Below are 14,470 nucleotides of genomic sequence, written 5' to 3'. Positions count from 1 at the left end.
ATTCGATGCGGCTTAAACCGTGTGGGTGCCAATCGATTCGCGTGGGTGTCTTTCTCCCGAAAGAGGCCGACAAAATCCCAGGTCGCGAGGAGCCAGAACGGGAGAAAAGCACCCACACGCGACGATTGGCACCCACATGCGTGCGATTGGCACCCACAAGCTCACAACAGCCGCCCCGGCGTGGCTACGACAGCAGCACGCGGTCGTTGGCGAACTCGCTGCCCGCCACATCCTCGAACTTCTGCAGCAGGTCGGCCACTGTGAGACGCTCCTTCTCCGCACCCGCGACGTCGTAGATGATGGTGCCCTCGTTCATCATGACGAGGCGGTTGCCCAGGCGGAGGGCGTCGTTCATGTTGTGCGTCACCATGAGCGTGGTCAGATGGTGCTCGTCGACGAGCCGCTGCGTGAGGTCGAGGACCTTCTGGGCGGTCTTGGGGTCGAGCGCCGCCGTGTGCTCGTCGAGCAGCAGGAGGCGTGGCTTCTGGAGCGTTGCCATGAGCAGCGTGACGGCCTGGCGCTGGCCGCCGGAGAGCAGGCCCACCTTGGCCGTCGGGCGCTCCTCGAGCCCCAGGTCGAGCGAGGCGAGGGCCGTGCGATACTCCGCCTGCTCCTCCCTGGTGATGCCCCAGGCCAGCCCGCGACGTGCGCCGCGACGTTTGGCGAGCGCCAGGTTCTCCACGATCTCCATGTCGGCGGCGGTCCCGCGCATGGGGTCCTGGAACACGCGGCCCAGATACTTCGCGCGCGCGTGCTCGGGCAGCATGCTGATGTCGACGCCACCTAGGATCACCTGGCCGCTGTCGAGCGGGTAGACGCCTGCGATCATGTTGAGCAGCGTTGACTTGCCCGCACCGTTGCCACCGATGATGGTGACGAAGTCCCCGTCGTCGAGCGTGAGGTCCACGCCCGTGAGGGCGGGCTTCTCGCTGGCGGTGCCGCGGTTGAACGTCTTGGTGACGTGCCTGAGCTCCAGCATCACCGCTCACCTCCCTCATCGGCCTGCTCGGGCATGGCGGGCGCGTCGGGCGCTTCCCTCATGGCACTCGCCGTGTCCCTTCGGTACCCGCTCCGTATCCTGTGTCGCTTCGCGATGACGGGGATGGCGAGGGCGAAGGCGACGATCACGGCGGAGAGCAGCTTCATGTCGTTGACGTCCAGGCCCATCTGCAGCACGAGCGCGCGGATGAGGAAGTACACGACCGAGCCTGCCACCACGGACACCAGCCTGCTGCCGAAGGCCTTGGCAAAGTACCCCAGCACCTCGCCGATCACGATGGCCGCCAGGCCGATGACGATGGCGCCCGTGCCCATGTTGATGTCCGCATACTTCTGGCTCTGGCAGATGAGGGCGCCGGAGAGGCCCACGAGGCCGTTGGAGAAGGCGAGCGCGATGAGCTTGGTCACGCGCACGTCGATGCCGAGGGCCCGGCACATGTCCTCGTTGTTGCCGGTGGCGCGCAGCGCCGAGCCGATCTCGGTGCCAAAGAACCAGTACATGAGCAGGATGACCACGGTGGCGCACACGATGCCGATGATGAGCGTGGCCACCGCCTGCGACACGCCCAGCAGCGACGCCAGGCGGGTGAACACGGTGTCCACGTTGAGCAGCGGCGTGTTCGACTTGCCCATGACGCGCAGGTTGATGGACCACAGGGCGATCTGCGTGAGGATTCCCGCGAGGATGGCGGGGATGTCGAGCACGGAGTGCAGGATGCCGGTCACCAAGCCGGCGGCGACGCCCGCAAGCATGCCGAGCAGGATGGCCACGAGCGGGTCGAGCCCCAAATTGACCGAGACGACGGCAGCCACCGAGCCGCCCAGGGCAAAGCTGCCGTCCACGGTGAGGTCGGCGATGTCGAGCATCCTGAAGGTGATGAAGACGCCCAGCACCATGATGCCCCAGATGATTCCCTGGGAAACGGCTCCCGGCAAGACGGTCAGCAGGCTCATCAACATGGCATACTCCGTGACATGGCGTTCCCTCCGTTGCGTGTTGGTCGTGGTTCCTCAAAAAGGAGAACAGGCCGAGGGGCACGCGACCGTCGGCCTGTCTGATTATGGCACCAGGGACTCCGCGTTGCGGCGGCGGCTCGCTAGACCTGTGTCTGCGTGTCCCCCAGCACGGAGAGGTCCACGCCCAGCTTGTCTGCCGTCGCCTTGTTGGTGACGAGGGCGCACTCGCTGGCATCCTCGTGCTCGATGGCCATGTCCTGGGGCTTGGACTCGCCCTTGAGGATCTTGACGGCCATCTCGCCGGCCATCTTGCCCAGCTGCTCGTAGTCGATGCCGTAGGTGGCCAGGCCGCCGTTCTCCACCATGCCCTGCTCGCCCACGATGGTGGGCAGGCCGTTGTCGTTGGCGATCATGGATACGGTCTGCATGCCCGCGGCGATGGTGTTGTCGGTGGGGCAGTAGATGACGTCCACCTTGCCGATCATGGACTCCACCACCTGCTGGATCTCGTTGGAGCTGGAGACGGAGTAGCGGCTGGTCTTGAGGCTGTGGCTGGAGGCCGCCTCCTCGGCGAGCTGTGCCTGCACGTCGGAGTTGGACTCCGCGGTGCAGTAGAGGATGCCCACGTCCTGGGCGTTGGGGAAGAGCTGCACGAGCAGGTCGAACTGGTCGGAGACGGGCGTGAGGTCCGAGGTGCCCGTGACGTTGGTGGCGGGCTTGTCGTTGTTCCTCACGAGGCCGGAGGCGGCAAAGTCGGTGATGGCGGTGCCCACGATGGGGATGTCCGTGGTGGCACCGGCTACGGCCTGCGCGGCGGGCGTGGCGATGGCCAGGATGAGGTCATCGCCATCGTTCACGAGCTTGGTGGCGATGGTCTGGCAGGCGGACTGGTCGTTCTGGGCGTTCTGCTGGTCGATGGTGTACGTGATGCCGCTCTCGTCCAATGCCTTCACGAAGCCCTTGTTGGCGTTGTCGAGGGCGTCGTGCTCCGTGAGTTGGAGCACGCCGATCTTGTAGGTCTTGTCCGTGCCGCTCGTGGATCCGGCGCCCGAACAGCCGGCAAGGCCGAACGTGGCCAGTCCCAAGAGGCCCATGGTCTCGCGGCGCGTGATGTTCTTGCTCATGAGAACTCCTTAGAACGGCATGCCGTCCGGCAATGCGGTACAGCGCTGCGCGATGCGGATGCTTTCTCATACTATGGGTTGGCTCGTAAGAGCGGAGCGGTGGGGCCGCTTGCTTACACTTTTGTAACGGGCGAGGTGTTGTTTGTAACGGGCGAGGTGTTGTCTCGGTCTAATAGGGCTGCGGGGTCGGGCGATTCCAGGTCACCCTTCTCGTTGCCGCGCTAGGCCTGGGAGGCTTCACGCAGGTGGATGATATCGAGAGGGACAGGTACGTCAGAATGGTGGGGTGCTGGCCGTTCCGCTACCATGCCCTTGGGATGTGCATGGCCCCATTCGCCCATCGAAGGGACTCGTCGTCGAAAGGTATGATGTCATGATCAAGCTTGTGCTGAGCGACCTCGATGACACGCTCATTCCCTTTGGGGCACCGCGTGCCAGTGCGCGCGCCCTCAGGGACATCCGTGCCCTGCAGGTGGCGGGTGTGCACTTTGCACCGGTGACGGGACGGGTCCCGGCGGCGATGAGCTGGATGTTCGGGGACGATGAGACATGCTACGCGACGGGGGCCTTCGCCAACGGCCAGGTCGTGCGCGTCGATGGGCGCACCGTGAAGTGGGTTGCCATCGAGTCTGGGCTCCTGCAGCAGGTGGTGGACGTTCTCGATGGCGAGTGCCTCGACGTCTGGCTCGCGCTCTATGGCCTTACCGACCCCGCCCATGTGAGCCTGGTGAGTCCCCATCCCGACCGCATCCTCGCAAACCCACCGGATACCTGGGATGGGCACACGCAGTGCATCCTTCCCCGCGTTCCCACAGGCAGCTACGTGAAGGCAAACCTCCAGTGCTCCTGCAGCCGCCAGGAGATGACGAAGGTGCGCGACCTCCTGCGGTTGCGCGTCCCAGAGCTGGGCTTTGTCATGCCAAGTCTGGTGGCAAGGGTCATCGACGTCAGTGCTTTGGGCTGGGGCAAGGCCGACGCGGTCCTGCTCATCGCGCACGAGCTGGGTATAGATCCCACGGAAGCCTGCGCCTTCGGCGACTCGGAGAACGACCTCTCGATGATTCGGGCCCTGCCCAACTCCGTTGCCGTCGCCAATGCCGACGAGAGCGTGCAGCAGGCTGCCGCCTGGCACATAGGCCTCTCGCGGGACGATGCCGTGGCACAGGCGTTCGAGGACATCCTTGCGGCGAATGCCGAGGGGCGTCGGCCCTCCTTCATGTCAAAGGACTTCACACATGAGTGAAGCCCTTTTGGCTTAACGGATGCTGATTCCATGGGTTACCGTAGGTAGGGAGGGGCAGCGCAGGGCGTGTAGCGCTTTGCGCCCGCGCGCGGTACCCACAGGGTGGTTGACCGCCCGAGTGGTCGAGGGCGACCAATCGGCAGGGCGCCCATGCTCTGCATCACCGCGCGTCTGTGACCCCTGTTCTCGTCGCGATGCCATCGCGCGTGTCTCGGGGAGGGCTGACGTGTCGTGAATGAGCGAACGTTTCTGATAGTGCAGAGGCTTTCTCGCCCTGGTGACGAATGGAGTCTCGCGAGCCTGGCCAAGCAGTTTGGCGTATCTGAGCGGACGATACGCAACGACATCAAGTCGCTGAACCACTTCCTCGGGAAGGAGGGGCTGGGCCAGCTCGAGTTCCTGCGCGGTGGTGTCATTCGGCGGCCCGAGGACTTCTCGCAGGCTATGGGTCGGCTTCCCGTGCGGGACACCTTTGCCTACAAGATGTCAAGCGAGGAGCGCAAGGAGCTCGGCACCGCAATCCTCGTGGGTTCGATGGACTATGTGACCCTGGCGGAGATCGCCGAGCGTTTCTCGGTGAGCCGTGCGACCGTCCTCAATGACCTTGACGGCATAAAGGCCCTTGTGGTGAAGGCGGGCCTGCGGGTGGTTTCGAAGTCGAGCCACGGGTTGATGGTCGAGGGGCCAGAGGAACTCAGACGGGCGTTTCTGACGGGCTTCATCTGCCGACATGCCCCTGTCGTCGACCAGTGGATGCACTTCCCCGAGAACGAGCATGTCAAGGAAGACGCCATCGTCATCCGAAAGATCCTCAACGAGCAGTGCCATGCTCATGGCATCAACATGCCTGATCAGAGCTTTGGCATCACTGCAAGCCATCTGTGCATTGCCGTGGACAGGGTACGCAAGGGCGCCGCTCTCGAGGGGCGCCAGGGATGCGCGGGCGAGACGGCAAAGACATGCGCGACAGGCCACGGCTTCGAGCGCAGCGTCATAGAGCTTGTCGCCCAGTACTGCAACGTCAGCCTGGGAAGGGGTGAGGTCGAGGCGCTCGCAGCGCTCAAGCGGACGCTCAGGTACCACAACGAGCTGCACATCAACATCGATGCGATGCAGATTCAGAAGGTCTCACGCGCGTTCATCCGACGGATGTCCCACGAGATAGGCATCGACCTCAACCACGACTACGACCTCTTCGAGTATCTCTCCAACCATCTCGAGTCGATGTTCTCGACCGAGCCGTCCCGCTTCCCGCAGAGTCCGGACCTTGAGGAGGTCATCAACGACTATCCCGAGGTCATCGATGCGGTGAGGCACAACCTTGGTCCGCTCGAGGAGTATGCGGGACGCACAATCACGGATGTCGAGATCCTGTATGTGGCGCTCCACATCTGCGCCGCCTTGGAGCGACGCAAGAATCGGGGAGTGCGACCTCGTGTCGTGGTGGTGTGTGACGGGGGCATAGGAACCTCTCAGCTGCTCGCCGAGGATCTCCGGGGGCACTTCGACATCAGGATCGTCAAGGTGATGCCGGCCCATGACGTGCCCTATATAGAGACGTACCAGGCGGATCTGGTGATCTCGACGGTACCCCTGGACAACTGCCCCGTGGAACACATCGTCATACGGCTGCCTCTCACCGATCGCGAGTGCCAGGTGATCCATGCCAAGCTCAGCTCCATCGAGTCCACGGTTCGGCTGCTCGACACCGACTCAGAGCACTTCTCTGCCCAGGAGCTGCTGGATAGGCTGGAGCCCATCGTGCGGTGGCGCGTGCCCGACGATGACTGTCTGATGCAGGAGGTGCGCCTTGAGGTTCGACGCTTCTTCCGGGAGGCGCAGCAGCTTGAGGATCAGATCATCGCACCCTACCTGCACCAGCTGCTGCCGGCGAGTCACATACGCAAGGGCGTGGCATGCGAGAACTGGCGCTCCGCCATACGCGCCTCAGCCCAGCCCCTGCTCGAAATGGGCTACATAGAGCCGCGCTATGTGGATGCGATGATACGGGGGGCCGAGGAGCATGGTCCCTACATGGCCCTGGCCCCCGGCTTTGCCATCCCGCACAGCTCGCCTGAGGATGGCGCCACCAAGATGGGCATGAGCCTCGTGCAGCTCGAGACACCCGTGGCCTTTGGCAGCGAGGGGAACGATCCCATCGAGTTCGTGTGCACCCTGAGCGCTGTGGATGCGAAGATGCATCTCAGGGCCTTTGCCGACCTGCTGGACATGCTCTTCAGGCCTGAGGTCGACTTCGTCGCACAGCTCCGTCGTGCCCAGACGCCCGAGGAGATGGCGGCCGTCATCGAGCGCTGCGAGTATCAGGTGATTCAGTAGCATGTGTTAAGACCCATCTGAAGGCGTTTGCCGATCTCCTTGACATGATTGTGATGCCGAGGAACTCGTTTTTGGATGACATGCGCAAGGCCGCCGATCCCCTTGAGGCCGCGAGCCTGATAGAACGCTATGAGTATCTCGTCATACAGAGGTAGCCCCGCATTTTGGAAGCTTGCCAAGATGTTGAATCGAGCGGGTCTGCCGTCCTGACGCGCGGATCGCAGGTGTGGGGGCTCTGAGGAGCATTAGACCACCTGGCTTCACAAGAACATGAAAAAGAATCAACCAGTATATATGCTTCGCCTCCTCGTGAAAGACCTTTGGCTAGTGTGGCGGTTTCGCGGACGATAGGCTGTCCTTGAGCACGTAGCAGTCCATATGACCATGTAGATGCGGAATGGGTGTGAAGCATTTCATGCTAGGAAAAGAAATCATCATGCGCGACCTGACCGCTCTCGATCTCGACGCGAAGAGCTGTGAGCAGGTGTTCGACATCATGGGGGCCAGGTTTCTGGAAAAGGGTTATGTCAATGAGAGGTACCTTCCCACCATCAAGGAGCGTGAGGCGCAGTATCCGACCGCGCTTCCGGTCGAGCCGTATCCCATAGCCATTCCCCATACCATGGCAGACGCCATCCTCAAACCCTTCATAGCCCCCGTGCGCCTGAAGAATACGGTTAAGTGGGGTGATATGTCCGATCCAGACAACAAGTTTGATGTGAAGCTCGTCTGCATGCTCGGGTTCAAGGACCCTGGCGAGCATATCGAGCTGCTCCAGATTCTCATGCACAACTTCCAGAAGTCCGAGTGGGCCAATCCGCTCTTCTCTGCGAAGACCGAGGACGAGTTCTTCGAAGCGTTCAACAGCATGGAATGGGCGCACGAATAGTGCGTCTGACCACTTGGCTTAGCCGTGCGTGCCAAAAGGGGCCCGCAACACAAAAAGGAGGAGAACATGTCAGTCAAGGTGATCGTTGCGTGCGGTAGTGGTGTCGCCACCTCTCAGACGGTTGCATCCAAGGTCAATCGTCTTCTTGCTGCCGACAAGGTCGACGCAAAGGTCGAGGCCGTTGACCTCAAGTCCGTCGACCGCCATCTCAAGGATGCCGCTGCCTACATCACCATCGTGAGGGACAAGAAGACCTACGACCTGCCTGTCATCGATGGCATTGCGTTTCTGACTGGCGTCGGCCAGAAGCAGCAGTACGAGAAGCTGCTCGATGCGATCAAGAGCTACCGGGGCTAGGTGTTCTCTCGAGTCGATTTTTGCGACCGTGGACGCGACAGATAGGCAAGCGAGAAGAAACATGGTTGAAGGAGAGTGAGAAGCGTGGACTTCGCAGCCGCAAGTGCATGGATTAACGGCTTCCTAAGCTCGGTGGGAGCAGCCGTCTTTGTGCCCATCATCATGATTGTCATGGGTCTCGTCGTCCGGATGAAGCCAAAGGACGCAATCTCTTCCGGCATTTTGCTCGGTGTGGCCTTCACGGGCATGTCGATGCTCATCAGCTATATGGGTGAGATCATCTCGCCCGTCGGCGAGGCAATGCTGAAGAACATCGGTATCAACCTGCCAATCCTCGACGGTGGGTGGACAACCATGGCGGCAATCGCCTGGTCCTGGCCATATGCGATTCTGATGTTCCCCCTGATGATCGTCATCAACATCATCATGCTCGTCGCAAACAAGACCGACACCTTCAACGCTGACCTCTGGAACGTCTGGGGGAAGATCTTCACGGCCGTGGGTGTCGTTGGACTTACCGGCAACATCGTTCTTGCCTTCGTGATCGCCGCCATCCAGATTGCCTTCGAGCTTAAGACAGCCGACCTCTTCTCGGACGAGATCTGTGAGCTTACCGGCATCCCTGGTGTCACCTGCACCCACAAGATGGTCTTCCTGTCTGCAATCTACTATCCGATCGACAAGCTGCTCCGTAAGATTCCGGCTCTCAACCACAAGGCCGATGCCGAGGCCTTGCATGAGAAGGTCGGTATCTTCGCGGAGAATCATGTCCTCGGCTTCATTCTGGGCTGCTTCTTCGGCGTCCTCGGCCAGTACGACCTCGGCGCCCTCCTCACCCTCGGCGTCAAATGCGCCATGTGCCTGACGCTGTTCCCCGTTATCTCCAAGTACTTCATGGAGTCGCTGTCCCCGATCTCCGAGGCGGTCTCAGACTACATGCACGGCAAGTTCGAGGGTCGTCAGCTGGTCGTTGGTCTTGACTGGCCGTTCCTTGGTGGCTCCAACGAGATCTGGCTTGCGGTCATCTACGGCATCCCCGTGACCGTCCTCTTTGCGTTCATCCTCCCACAGAACCAGATTCTTCCCTTCGCCGGCATCGTCAACATCGCCCTGGCCGTCCCTGCCTACTTGGTCACTAAGGGCAACTTGCCCCGCATGATCATCTTGTCCACCATCGGCGTACCCATCTTCCTGCTCGTGGGCACCGCTTTCGCCCCGTTCATCTCCGAACTCGCGACCTCTACGGGTGCCGTTGCCGCTGACGCCCTGGGTGCCTCCGGCCTCATCTCCAACTCCTCGATTGACGGCCCCTGGTTTACCTACGCGTTCTCCCAGTTCCTTGCCGTCCAGGACGGAAACGTCCTGCCACTGGGCATGCTGATTGTCTGGATTGGCGGCTATGCTCTGATGTATCACGACCTCACCAAGGAGCGGAAGGCCAGGAAGGCCGCTGCCGAGGCACAGGCCGAGTAAGCGAAAGGCAGTTCGGGCCGGCGTGGACAACGCTCTGCGCAGCTGTTCCAGGCCGGCAGGTGTCAGGGTGCGCCTGTCGGTCCCTTTTTTAGGGGAAGCACCTTTAGATGGAGGTATCAAATGCTGGAGAATCTCAAGCTCAGGGTCATGAACGTCGCAAAGCAGGCACAGAGGGAGGGCATGTGCAAGCATAAGTCCGGGAACTTCTCCGCCCGTGATGAGGAGACCGGTCTCGTGGTCATCACGCCGACGAGCGTTGACCGCGAGGACCTTGTCGTTCCCGATATGGTCGTCATGGATCTTGATGCCAACGTCGTTGAGAACCAGACGGGACTTCGTCCGACTTCGGAATCTCTGATGCACCTCAAGATCTACCAGATCCGTCCGGACGTAAGGGCAATCGCCCACGCCCACTCCCAGTTTGCGACAACCTTCGCCGTCCTCGAGAAGCCCATCCCTGCGGTCGTCTATGAGATCGCAAACCTGAACTGCTCCAAGGCTCGCATCCCGGTCGCTCCCTATGGCCGTCCCGGCACCCCCGCCCTTGCGGACTCCGTTGTCGACTCTGTCAAGGAAGCTGACGTCCTCCTTCTCCAGGGACATGGATCCGTCGCCGTTGACGAGGGCAACATCGACGAGGCCTATCTCAAGGTCTGCTACATCGAGGAGCTTGCCGAGCTCTACTACCACGCCCTTACTGCAAATGGCGGCCAGGAGCCCAAGTCCTTCCCCGTCGAGGAGCTTCAGAAGTGGGAGTACCCGAAGGAGATCAAGTTCCCCAATGCGTGATCCTCCTCGTGAGGATGGCTCACTTCCTTGGGGGGTGGGCCATCTGACGGCATGATTGGATGACGGATACGCATGGGTGGCCAAGAGGGATGAAGCTGTGAGATGAGTAAGAAGAATCCAAGGAAGAAGTCGGCAGAGGGCAACGCCCCGAATCAGACCAACCGCAAGGGCTTTTCGCTCCCTAAGGTTTCTGAGCGCAGGCATCCGGAGCCGGTGTCCGTGGGATCACGTGTTGCATCACTCGTTGAGCTCGCGGCCGTCTGCGCCGTCTGGGTTCTGGCGGCCCGCGTTCTCTTCGTGGGAGGGACTCTGCTCACGACAGCTCTTGTTGCCGTCCTGTATTTTGTGGGGGCACTCTCCATGTATGTGGTCCGCGCAGCGCTTGAGGCCAAACGGCGCTACGGCAGGACCGACAAGGACGCGCTGCTCTATTACAACCAGATGATCAAGGGAGATCAGAAGTGGTCCCTCTACATAGGAATGTCGTTCTTTGCGGTGTTCGTTGTCATGCGCTGGCTCTTCCCGAGCCCGAACTTTGACATGGTCGGCATTGATATCGCGACGGCTTTCTATCTCGGATATATCTGGACGGCCAAGTACAAGGGAGAGGAGCACCTGCCCTTCCAGTACATGGAGACCGTCTACCTCTTTCTGACCGTGGTCACCAACTACATCGTTTACTCCCTTGGTTGAGAGGACTGCAAGCATGAAGAAAATCATCAACAGTTCCGAGAGCTACGTGGACGAGATGCTCTCTGGCATCTACGCCGCACATCCGGATCAGGTAACGTATGCGGCCAATGACCTGCGCTGCTACTGTACCGCCAAGAAGAAGGAGGGCAAGGTCGCCATCATTACGGGCGGAGGCACGGGCCATCTGCCCCTCTTCCTTGGCTATGTTGGCGAGGGGCTGCTTGACGGCTGTGGTGTGGGCGGTGTGTTCCAGTCTCCCTCGGCCGAGCAGATTTACAACATCGCCACTGAGGTCGAGGCTGGTGCCGGCGTCCTCTTCCTGTACGGCAATTACACTGGTGACATCATGAACTTCGATATGGCTGCCGAGATGCTCGAGATGGACGATATCGAGGCCAGGTCCATAGTGGGCGCTGATGACGTCCTCTCGAACAAGAATCCCGAGGCTCGCCGTGGTGTCGCTGGGATCTTCTTCATGTACAAGGCGGCTGGCGCCAGGGCCGACCAGATGGGCACCCTGGGCGAGGTCCTTGCTGCAGCCAAGAAGGCTGGCGATAACGTCCGCACCGTTGGCTTTGCGCTCACCCCCTGCGTCGTCCCCGAGGTCGGTCATGCCAACTTCGAGCTCGCCGAGGACGAGATGGCATTCGGTATGGGCCTCCATGGTGAGCCCGGTGTCTGGAACGGCCCCATCAAGACCGCAGATGAGCTTGCCGAGGAGTCTGTGGACGAGATTCTGACCGACATGCCTCTCGCTGACGGTGATGAGGTCGCGCTGCTCGTCAATGGCCTTGGAGCCACCTCTGTCGAGGAGCTCTACATCCTCAACAACTCGGTTCGCAAGCAGCTCGAGGCCAAGGGCATCGGTGTCTATCGCTCCTGGACCGGAGAGTACGCCACCTCCATGGAGATGATGGGTGCCTCCATCTCCATCTGCAAGGTCGACGATGAGCTCAAGAGTTACTTTGACTACCCCATCGACACCCCCTTCCTGTGCCAGAAGTAGTCTTTGCACGCTCGCAAAGGGGTTGGTGGGTATCAAGCTCGGGAGGGTTTGAGTGATGAATAAGCTTACGATTGAAAACGTTCCGCAGATGTTTGACTATGTCGGCACCCTCTTTGCCGAGAAGAGAGACGAGCTTTGCGCGATGGATGCCGTCATGGGTGACGGTGACCTCGGTCTCACGATGAGCAAGGGCTATGGTGCTCTTCCTGCCTTCCTGCGTGACCTTACGGGAGAGGGTGACATCGGCAAGATGATGCTCAAGGGTGCCATGAGGATGCAGAACACCGTACCCTCTACCATGGGAACTCTGATGGCTTCGGGCATCATGGAGGCCGGCAAGGCGTTCAGGGGCAAGACCGAGCTTGTCCCTGCTGACATGGTCACGTACGTGACCCAGTTTGCCATCGGCATCAGGAAGCGTGGCAAATGCGAGCTTGGCGACCGCACCATCCTAGATTCCGTCGATGCGGGGGCGAAGCGGGCAGCTGCCTTGGTTGAGTCCGATGCCTCGGCCAGTTTCCTGGACGTTTTGACCGCCGCCGTCGAAGGTGCCGAGGAGGGCTGTGAAGCCACTAAGGATATGCTCCCGAAGTTCGGCAAGGCGGCCGTCCATTCAGCCAAGGCCAAGGGTATCGTCGACCAGGGTGCCCTTGCAGGCAAGTACATGCTTGAGGGCCTGAAGAACTACTTCGCCGACCAACAGTAGCGTACCAACCCTAGCGGCGTAGGTGGGATAGCGTCTCTCTGTGCCGTTCTACCGCTTCTCAGCCAGTCGAAAGGAGACTCGCATGCTCTACAACGATCCCAAGACCTTCCGCGAGGACATGCTCAGGGGTTATGTCGCTGCGTATCCTGACTATGTCGTCGAGGTTCCCGGTGGTGTCGCCCGTGCGACCAAGATGCCCGAAGGCAAGATCGCCGTCATCAACGGCGGTGGTTCCGGCCACTATCCCGCGTTCTGCGGCATCGTGGGCGATGGCTTCATGGACGGGACCGTGGTGGGCAACGTGTTCACCTCCCCCTCCACCGAGGACGTCCTGGGGGTCGCTCGCTCCGTCGACAACGGCAGGGGCATCTTCATCGTTGGCGGTAACTATGCGGGCGACAAGATGAACTTCAACATGGCCCGCGACCGCCTTGTTGGGGAGGGCGTCGATTGCCGCTCCTTCTACATCACCGATGACGTCGCGGCCGCCAAGGCCGAAGAGAAGGAGAAGCGTCGCGGCAACGTGGGCACCTTCATGGTCTTCAAGGCCGCCGGTGCCGCTGCGGCAGCCGGCGTCTCGTTCGACGACCTCGTCCGCATCACCGAGAAGGCCAACGAGCGCACGCGCACCATGTCCATGGGCTTCCGTGGCTGCACGCTGCCTGGCGAGGCGGCACCGCTGTTCCACGTTCCCGAGGGCAAGATGGAGATCGGCCAGGGCATCCACGGGGAGCCCGGCGTAGGCGAGGATGACCTGAGGCCTGCCGCCGAGGTTGCCCGGATCCTGGTCGACCGCGTCCTGGCCGAGGCGCCTGCCGACGACTCGAAGCGCATCGCCGTCATCCTGGATGGCCTGGGCTCCACCAAGTACGAGGAGCTCTTCGTGGTCTGGGGTACCGTGCGCGGGCTCCTCGAGGACAGGGGCTACACGCTGGTCGAGCCGCTGGTGGGCGAGTACGTGACGTCCCTCGACATGGAGGGTATCGCCCTTGCCGTCGAGTTTCTGGACGATGAGCTCGAGACCTTTTGGAGCGCCCCCTGTGACACCGCCTCGTTCCGCAAGGGCGCAAGCTCCATGGCTGCTGGCGAGCGCAAGGTCTATGCCGAGTCTGTCGAGGCTGCCGAGACCTTCGAGGAGGGCTCCGAGGCCTCGAACGCCGCAGCGGACTGCATCGTCGACGCGTTCGCGCGCATGCAGGCCGCCATTGTCGATGCCGAGGACGACCTTGCCAGGATCGATGGCGTCGCCGGTGACGGCGACCACGGCCGTGGCATGGTGAAGGGCTCCACCTTCGCCGCCGACGCCGCCAAGGCCGCGCGCGAAAGGGGCGCTGCCGCAGGTTCCGTGCTCAAGGAGGCTGGCAGGGCCTGGGCAGCCAAGGCCGGTGGTACCTCTGGCGTCCTGTGGGGTTCTGCTCTCGAGGCTGCCGGTGAGGTCGTGGGTGACCAGGCCGAGTCCTACGACGCAAGTCTGGCCGCAAAGGCCGTCAAGGCTGCCTACGAGAGGATGCTCTCCCTAGGTGGTGCCCATCGTGGCGACAAGACCATGCTCGATGTGTTGATTCCGTTTGGCGAGGAGCTTGAGGCGCAGGCCGTCGAGGGCAGGTCCCTCAGGGACGCCTGGTCTGTGGCCGCCGAGGTTGCGCAGAAGTCGGCTGAGGAGACCGCGGACCTGGTCCCGAGGGTCGGCCGCGCCCGTCCCGCAGCCGAGCGGAGCCTGGGCACGCCCGACGCAGGCGCCGTCTCCATGGCCCTCTGCATAAGGGCCGCCTTGGGTCCAGGCCGTTCTGCCTGACAATGCGCGCGTGACGAGGATCGCGTGCATGCGTCTCGAAATCGTGTGCACGCCGGGTCCAGCCGACGGCAGACCGACGGGGCATTGGGTTGGGCCATCCGG

13 protein-coding genes are annotated in these 14,470 nt (G+C 61.7%); 10 read left to right on the top strand and 3 right to left on the bottom strand.

Annotated features, from left to right (window positions below; translation table 11 throughout):
• Nucleotides 1-184: 184 nt before the first annotated feature.
• From HMPREF1316_RS08920 to HMPREF1316_RS08910, 3 genes are all read right to left on the bottom strand, one after another.
• Entirely contained in the window at nucleotides 185-979 is a 795-nt protein-coding gene (locus HMPREF1316_RS08920) for an ABC transporter ATP-binding protein (RefSeq protein ID WP_040652004.1), read from the bottom strand.
• Nucleotides 979-1,947 carry an ABC transporter permease gene (locus tag HMPREF1316_RS08915; RefSeq protein WP_415752646.1) on the bottom strand — a complete coding sequence of 323 codons (969 nt, stop codon included), beginning with the start codon at nucleotides 1,945-1,947 and terminating at the stop codon, nucleotides 979-981. Before HMPREF1316_RS08915 ends, HMPREF1316_RS08920 begins: the two co-directional genes overlap by 1 nt.
• Before the next feature lie 149 nt (nucleotides 1,948-2,096).
• Nucleotides 2,097-3,080, bottom strand: a complete 984-nt coding sequence (locus tag HMPREF1316_RS08910) for an ABC transporter substrate-binding protein (protein ID WP_021726747.1) — start codon at nucleotides 3,078-3,080, stop codon at nucleotides 2,097-2,099.
• 373 nt (nucleotides 3,081-3,453) lie between these two features.
• On the opposite strand from HMPREF1316_RS08910, the gene HMPREF1316_RS08905 reads away from it, so the two are divergent.
• From HMPREF1316_RS08905 to HMPREF1316_RS08860, 10 genes are all read left to right on the top strand, one after another.
• On the top strand, nucleotides 3,454-4,323 hold the full coding sequence (locus HMPREF1316_RS08905; RefSeq protein WP_021726647.1) for an HAD family hydrolase: 870 nt from the start codon (nucleotides 3,454-3,456) through the stop codon (nucleotides 4,321-4,323).
• A 231-nt stretch (nucleotides 4,324-4,554) separates the two neighbouring features.
• Nucleotides 4,555-6,660 (top strand): BglG family transcription antiterminator, encoded by a 2,106-nt coding sequence (locus tag HMPREF1316_RS08900; protein WP_021726663.1) that lies wholly within the window; start codon nucleotides 4,555-4,557, stop codon nucleotides 6,658-6,660.
• Between the two features lie 436 nt (nucleotides 6,661-7,096).
• Nucleotides 7,097-7,549: a PTS sugar transporter subunit IIA gene (locus tag HMPREF1316_RS08895; protein WP_232204502.1), complete on the top strand. Its 453-nt coding sequence runs from the start codon at nucleotides 7,097-7,099 to the stop codon at nucleotides 7,547-7,549.
• 66 nt (nucleotides 7,550-7,615) lie between these two features.
• The gene (locus HMPREF1316_RS08890; RefSeq protein WP_021726642.1) at nucleotides 7,616-7,906 is read left to right on the top strand and encodes a PTS sugar transporter subunit IIB; all 291 of its coding nucleotides are present in this window, start codon (nucleotides 7,616-7,618) and stop codon (nucleotides 7,904-7,906) included.
• A gap of 84 nt (nucleotides 7,907-7,990) precedes the next feature.
• Entirely contained in the window at nucleotides 7,991-9,379 is a 1,389-nt protein-coding gene (locus tag HMPREF1316_RS08885; protein ID WP_021726679.1) for a PTS galactitol transporter subunit IIC, read from the top strand.
• Between the two features lie 120 nt (nucleotides 9,380-9,499).
• Entirely contained in the window at nucleotides 9,500-10,168 is a 669-nt protein-coding gene (locus HMPREF1316_RS08880; RefSeq protein WP_021726740.1) for a class II aldolase/adducin family protein, read from the top strand.
• A gap of 102 nt (nucleotides 10,169-10,270) precedes the next feature.
• On the top strand, nucleotides 10,271-10,861 hold the full coding sequence (locus tag HMPREF1316_RS08875; protein WP_040652000.1) for a hypothetical protein: 591 nt from the start codon (nucleotides 10,271-10,273) through the stop codon (nucleotides 10,859-10,861).
• A gap of 13 nt (nucleotides 10,862-10,874) precedes the next feature.
• Entirely contained in the window at nucleotides 10,875-11,867 is a 993-nt protein-coding gene (locus HMPREF1316_RS08870; RefSeq protein WP_021726720.1) for a dihydroxyacetone kinase subunit DhaK, read from the top strand.
• A gap of 55 nt (nucleotides 11,868-11,922) precedes the next feature.
• The gene (locus HMPREF1316_RS08865; protein ID WP_040651998.1) at nucleotides 11,923-12,573 is read left to right on the top strand and encodes a dihydroxyacetone kinase family protein; all 651 of its coding nucleotides are present in this window, start codon (nucleotides 11,923-11,925) and stop codon (nucleotides 12,571-12,573) included.
• Nucleotides 12,574-12,655: 82 nt separating this feature from the next.
• Nucleotides 12,656-14,368 (top strand): dihydroxyacetone kinase family protein, encoded by a 1,713-nt coding sequence (locus HMPREF1316_RS08860; RefSeq protein WP_021726705.1) that lies wholly within the window; start codon nucleotides 12,656-12,658, stop codon nucleotides 14,366-14,368.
• Nucleotides 14,369-14,470 lie beyond the last annotated feature (102 nt).

The sequence above is a fragment of the Olsenella profusa F0195 genome, assembly GCF_000468755.1.
Classification (GTDB): domain Bacteria; phylum Actinomycetota; class Coriobacteriia; order Coriobacteriales; family Atopobiaceae; genus Olsenella_F; species Olsenella_F profusa.
Note: the sequence above shows the minus strand (reverse complement) of the source record. Positions and strands in the feature narration are given on the sequence as shown.

Coding starts and splice junctions, on each gene's coding strand:
- HMPREF1316_RS08920 (WP_040652004.1), bottom strand. CDS start 979: ATGCTGGAGCTCAGGCACGTCACCAAGACGTTCAACCGCGGCACCGCC.
- HMPREF1316_RS08910 (WP_021726747.1), bottom strand. CDS start 3,080: ATGAGCAAGAACATCACGCGCCGCGAGACCATGGGCCTCTTGGGACTG.
- HMPREF1316_RS08905 (WP_021726647.1), top strand. CDS start 3,454: ATGATCAAGCTTGTGCTGAGCGACCTCGATGACACGCTCATTCCCTTT.
- HMPREF1316_RS08895 (WP_232204502.1), top strand. CDS start 7,097: ATGCGCGACCTGACCGCTCTCGATCTCGACGCGAAGAGCTGTGAGCAG.
- HMPREF1316_RS08890 (WP_021726642.1), top strand. CDS start 7,616: ATGTCAGTCAAGGTGATCGTTGCGTGCGGTAGTGGTGTCGCCACCTCT.
- HMPREF1316_RS08880 (WP_021726740.1), top strand. CDS start 9,500: ATGCTGGAGAATCTCAAGCTCAGGGTCATGAACGTCGCAAAGCAGGCA.
- HMPREF1316_RS08875 (WP_040652000.1), top strand. CDS start 10,271: ATGAGTAAGAAGAATCCAAGGAAGAAGTCGGCAGAGGGCAACGCCCCG.
- HMPREF1316_RS08870 (WP_021726720.1), top strand. CDS start 10,875: ATGAAGAAAATCATCAACAGTTCCGAGAGCTACGTGGACGAGATGCTC.
- HMPREF1316_RS08865 (WP_040651998.1), top strand. CDS start 11,923: ATGAATAAGCTTACGATTGAAAACGTTCCGCAGATGTTTGACTATGTC.
- HMPREF1316_RS08860 (WP_021726705.1), top strand. CDS start 12,656: ATGCTCTACAACGATCCCAAGACCTTCCGCGAGGACATGCTCAGGGGT.